This window comes from Vreelandella arctica (assembly GCF_037070215.1).
Taxonomy (GTDB): Bacteria; Pseudomonadota; Gammaproteobacteria; order Pseudomonadales; family Halomonadaceae; genus Vreelandella; species Vreelandella arctica.
In genome coordinates this window covers 1-3,942 of the sequence record NZ_JBANSN010000072.1, presented here as the reverse complement: position 1 = coordinate 3,942, position 3,942 = coordinate 1, and the positions used below count along the sequence as shown (strand labels likewise).

At 49.2% G+C, this 3,942-nt stretch carries 3 protein-coding genes and 1 pseudogene; all 4 read right to left on the bottom strand.

Annotated elements, in window-relative coordinates:
• Positions 1–895: IS1380 family transposase (locus V8L70_RS22570; protein WP_336270690.1), on the bottom strand; the 895-nt coding region annotated here is incomplete at its 3' end.
• A gap of 82 nt (positions 896–977) precedes the next feature.
• Positions 978–1,475, bottom strand: a pseudogene (locus V8L70_RS22565) (PP-loop family protein); the annotation flags it as partial.
• Positions 1,476–1,910: 435 nt separating this feature from the next.
• Positions 1,911–3,290 carry a DEAD/DEAH box helicase gene (locus V8L70_RS22560; protein ID WP_336270689.1) on the bottom strand — a complete coding sequence of 460 codons (1,380 nt, stop codon included), beginning with the start codon at positions 3,288–3,290 and terminating at the stop codon, positions 1,911–1,913.
• Entirely contained in the window at positions 3,287–3,775 is a 489-nt protein-coding gene (locus tag V8L70_RS22555) for a hypothetical protein (RefSeq protein ID WP_336270688.1), read from the bottom strand. Before V8L70_RS22555 ends, V8L70_RS22560 begins: the two co-directional genes overlap by 4 nt.
• Positions 3,776–3,942 lie beyond the last annotated feature (167 nt).

The window sequence follows — 3,942 nt, the reverse complement described above, 5'->3', positions numbered from 1 at the left end:
CCAGGCGCATCACGCGTTGGACGACGTATTCGGTCTTGTTGTCGTCGTGGATCGAGACGGTCTGCGTCCACAGCGCCTGGCGCTTGCCAGGACGCAGCTCTTCCCAGTAGTCCGCCGCCACAGCCAACCAGGTATCCTGATCGGCCGTGGCCGAGCCGCGCGGGTTCCATTTGACGACATAGTCGAGCCGGCGCCCCTCGTCGGCAAAGACCTGGCGCTGCTGTTCGAGAAGCGCCAGGTGCGCCTGGCTGTCGAAGCCGCTGTCCTCGCGTAACAGGATCGGTTGCTCGGTCAGGCCTTGGGCGCGAGGCAGTACCCGCTCCAGGAAGGCGTTGCTCTCCTTCATGGTGTGCTGCTTGCCAGGCCGCAGTTCCAGACCCAGGCACCACCCTTCGTTGCCCAGATAGGCGGCGATCGGGGTGTAGCCATCGACCTTCTGGTAGGTCCGCGAGACGCCTTCCTTCTTCGAGTTGCTGTTGTCCATGACGAAGGTGTCGATGTCCAGGCAGACGTGCGTCGTCTCGGCGGTGATCGGTGCTTCGATCAGTGACAGCAGGGTCGTGGACCAGGTGGCGGTGCGCGCCTGCAGGTCGTTGGCGGCAAGTTTCTCCAGCCGCTGTCGCAGCGTCGCCGCGCTCGGCACCTTCTGCAGGGTCAGCAGTTGTTGGAAGGGCTTGTCGCGGCGGAAGTTCTCGACAGCGTCATAGTCGCTCATGCCCAGACACAGCAGGCCCAGGTAGCTCTTGATCACGTCACTGGTGCGCATGCCCAGCGTGGTGGGGAAGCGGCTGTCGATGCTGTCGACGCCAGCGATCTCGAAGCATTGCCCGATGATGGACAGCCCGGCGTGGCTGGTGAGGGTGCGGCGACTGGCGCGGAACTTTATGTTGGGCATGGCACTGTCTGGGTGAATGGCGATAATGGCTATATTGCCATGCAGTTCAGTAGGTTAGAAGCATTCCTGGGGGCCGGTCTCACGGATTCAGGTTTAACTTACCGTTAAAAAACATATTCAAAAAAAGAGTTTCTACAATGTCATCCATGTGATGGCCAAGAGCTATTTTTGTAGCCCCAATCTCCTCAGCAAACCCATATAGAGAACCCCTTCTAAGTCTCGAACAAAGTGAACAAGTAGTTTTCCCTTCAGGAGTTTTCTCTTTAACAATTGAATATGTATCCTTATCTATAATATAATAATCAATATTATTCTTTTTGAAGAAGCCAGGAAGAACATGCTCCGGAAAACCGGGTTGTTTTTGGTCGAGATTCACAGCGACCACATCAAACTTAATCGGTGCTACTCTCTTCAAATACAACAGAGTATCAAGCATAACAAATGAATCTTTGCCACCACTTATGGCAGCCATTACTTTGTCACCATCTTCAATCATAGAATAATCACAAACAGCTCTCCCAGCGTTAGCCCTTATTTTTTTATAAAGCTTGTTCAAATCCATCTTTTCTTTAGGCTTCATAAACCACCATTAAAATAAAAGTTATAAATAAATAACAAATCAAAATCTTCATAACCAATATTCTAAATCAGATGGCATAAATTTTCGACAGATGAATTGAGATATTCGATGGGAGATAGAGTGTTTCAAATTCCTGAGCTAGCAGAAGCTTCAGATGCATGAGCATATGACCAACATTCGACATTTTGTCGATTCGCAATCTCGCTAAGTTGAGATTGGGTGCTTTGTTCGCTAGAGCTGACTCGGAGGTAGCCGATCGTCGCCATTGAGCTGTATTCTCAATTTTGGATCATAAAATGGGGCTTTCTTTTGAACCTTAGCTATAACCCCAAACGACACTTATTACCCATTGAGTTTTAAAGATAATAGAAGCGTGTCAAAAGGTACACTTTATGAACCTTGAAGATGGGTGGGGGTAGCCATGGAAAGAAAAAACTACATTAGCGATAATAGATACTGCCGGTAGTATTGAGAAAAGCTCAGCGTCAGTAATGAAGCCTCAGTAACTTGCAGCTCGCGCTTACCGTTCTGCTCTTTTACGGAAAGGGGATTATCTTCACTTTCTTTTGCGCCCTCGGTATTGCCATTTGCGTGCTCAGCATGTGATTTGGTCAGACGATCATTAAGCTTTTTTGCCTGTAGCGTGGACTGATCCTCAGGAAGGTCATTGGCGATTCTTTGCGAGTATTTACGCAGGGTAGGTTCAGCGATCACGTATAGCCACGCCTCTCTGTCATCAGTGCCCATCTTTCTTAAGATGCGACCAAGAACCTGCCTGTAGTGAAGCTCGGTACGAATGCGACTGAGGTAACAGCAAACTGAAAGACGCTGTATATCTGTGCCTTCAGAAATCATGCTAACCGCTACAATCCAGCAGGTGTTGTCATGCCGAAACCGGTCGATTAGTTGCTGAGCCCGAGGTGTTTTACTGGTGACCACAACATAGCTTTGATGCTTAGCATTCAGTATTCCAGCAATTTGGTGGGCATGCTCAATATCCGTTGCCACCACTAGCCCCCCAGCTTGAGGGGTCTTTCGTCGGGTTTCATTCAGCTGCTGAATACCTATTTCCAGCACAGCATTGAGGATGTCGTCATGGCGCAACAAGTCTTCGTAGCTAACGGGTGACTCACTGAGTAGTTGAGAGAAGCATGAAAACCCTCGAACAGACTCAGTGTTTTCTTTTTCCTCGACGAGCCTGATTAAAGGGTTATCGATCAGCGTAATCCGTGGGGCTCTGCAAACGCCCTCGTTCACAGCACTTTGTAGGTCATAACGATAGTCACAGATCAGCTGCCCTTCTGGATCAGAGTACCGTGCCAACGCGATAGGAAGGTCATCAGAACGCCAAGGGGTTCCAGACAAGCCGAGGGTATAAGTAGCTTGATCCTGGATATTCCGAATAATCTGCTGCCCCCATGTGTTACTAAGGAGAGGATCATGACCTGCGCAGTGATGAATTTCGTCGAAGATAGCTAATACGCGGAATTTTTTAAAAATATCCCAAAATTCTTCCTGTTGGTATTCCATGGACTGGTAAGTATAAGCGGCTCCTGCGGATGCAATGACGTTTCCAAAACGCTGATCTAAAACAGCCGAAAACGTGCGCTGCATACCTGCAACCACTTCCCGCGTAGGGGCAAAGCAGATAACGAAGTCGATAAGCTGTTCTTCGAGCAACCACTTGGCCAATTCGGCAGCAAAACGCGTTTTTCCGCTACCCGGGGTTGCCTGAACGAAATAATCACGGTGGCTCTGATAGTGTGCTTTGGCCTTGTCTAAACAGTCCGCTTGCCACTTCCGCAATACAATCATGAGCCACTGAGGCGGCTTATAGCCTTTTCTAAAGCACTGACATGGCCTAAAAGACGTGAGCTACGCTCGTGAGCACTGCGGTAGTCAATTGAAAGGCAATTATTAAGCTCCGGATGGTCCCTCATAAGCTGCTGGAAGGCCTCCACTTCCCCTAAAGCTTCCAAAAACCGGCTTTGCGCCTCACTTAACTTTTTTTCCAATACCGTGTAGCTATCGGCAGGCGCCTTTACTGCTTGTCTGTTCTCTTCGATATTTGACTGGCTCGCACCATTGATGAATGGCTCATTCGGTGTTTGAGGATGAGTACGTTGTAGCCATGAAGCAAAGTCATCTTCATCAGTCTCAAGATCAGCTTCTATCAACATAGAGCTTACATGGTACTTCTGACCGCGGCTCTTTATCTCACTATCCTTCTCTACAAACTGGGCCTTAATTAACTTTCTGACGCGCTCATAAATAAAGCGACGCAGTGGCGCTTTATGCACTGGATTTATGTCGTATTGCTCAATGTACTGATCCCGGAGGCTTTGAATGCGTATTCCGCCCTATCGTGACCGCCCATTCCGTTTGAACGTGACCGTCTGTTCTGGATGATGGTGACCGCGCATTCCGTTTTATCGTGACCGATTTTGGGCAGTTTTCCGGAATCGCC

What these genes read in the sequence shown, in the direction of transcription:
- V8L70_RS22560 (WP_336270689.1), bottom strand. Translation starts at nt 3,290, where the DNA reads ATGATTGTATTGCGGAAGTGGCAAGCGGACTGTTTAGACAAGGCCAAA.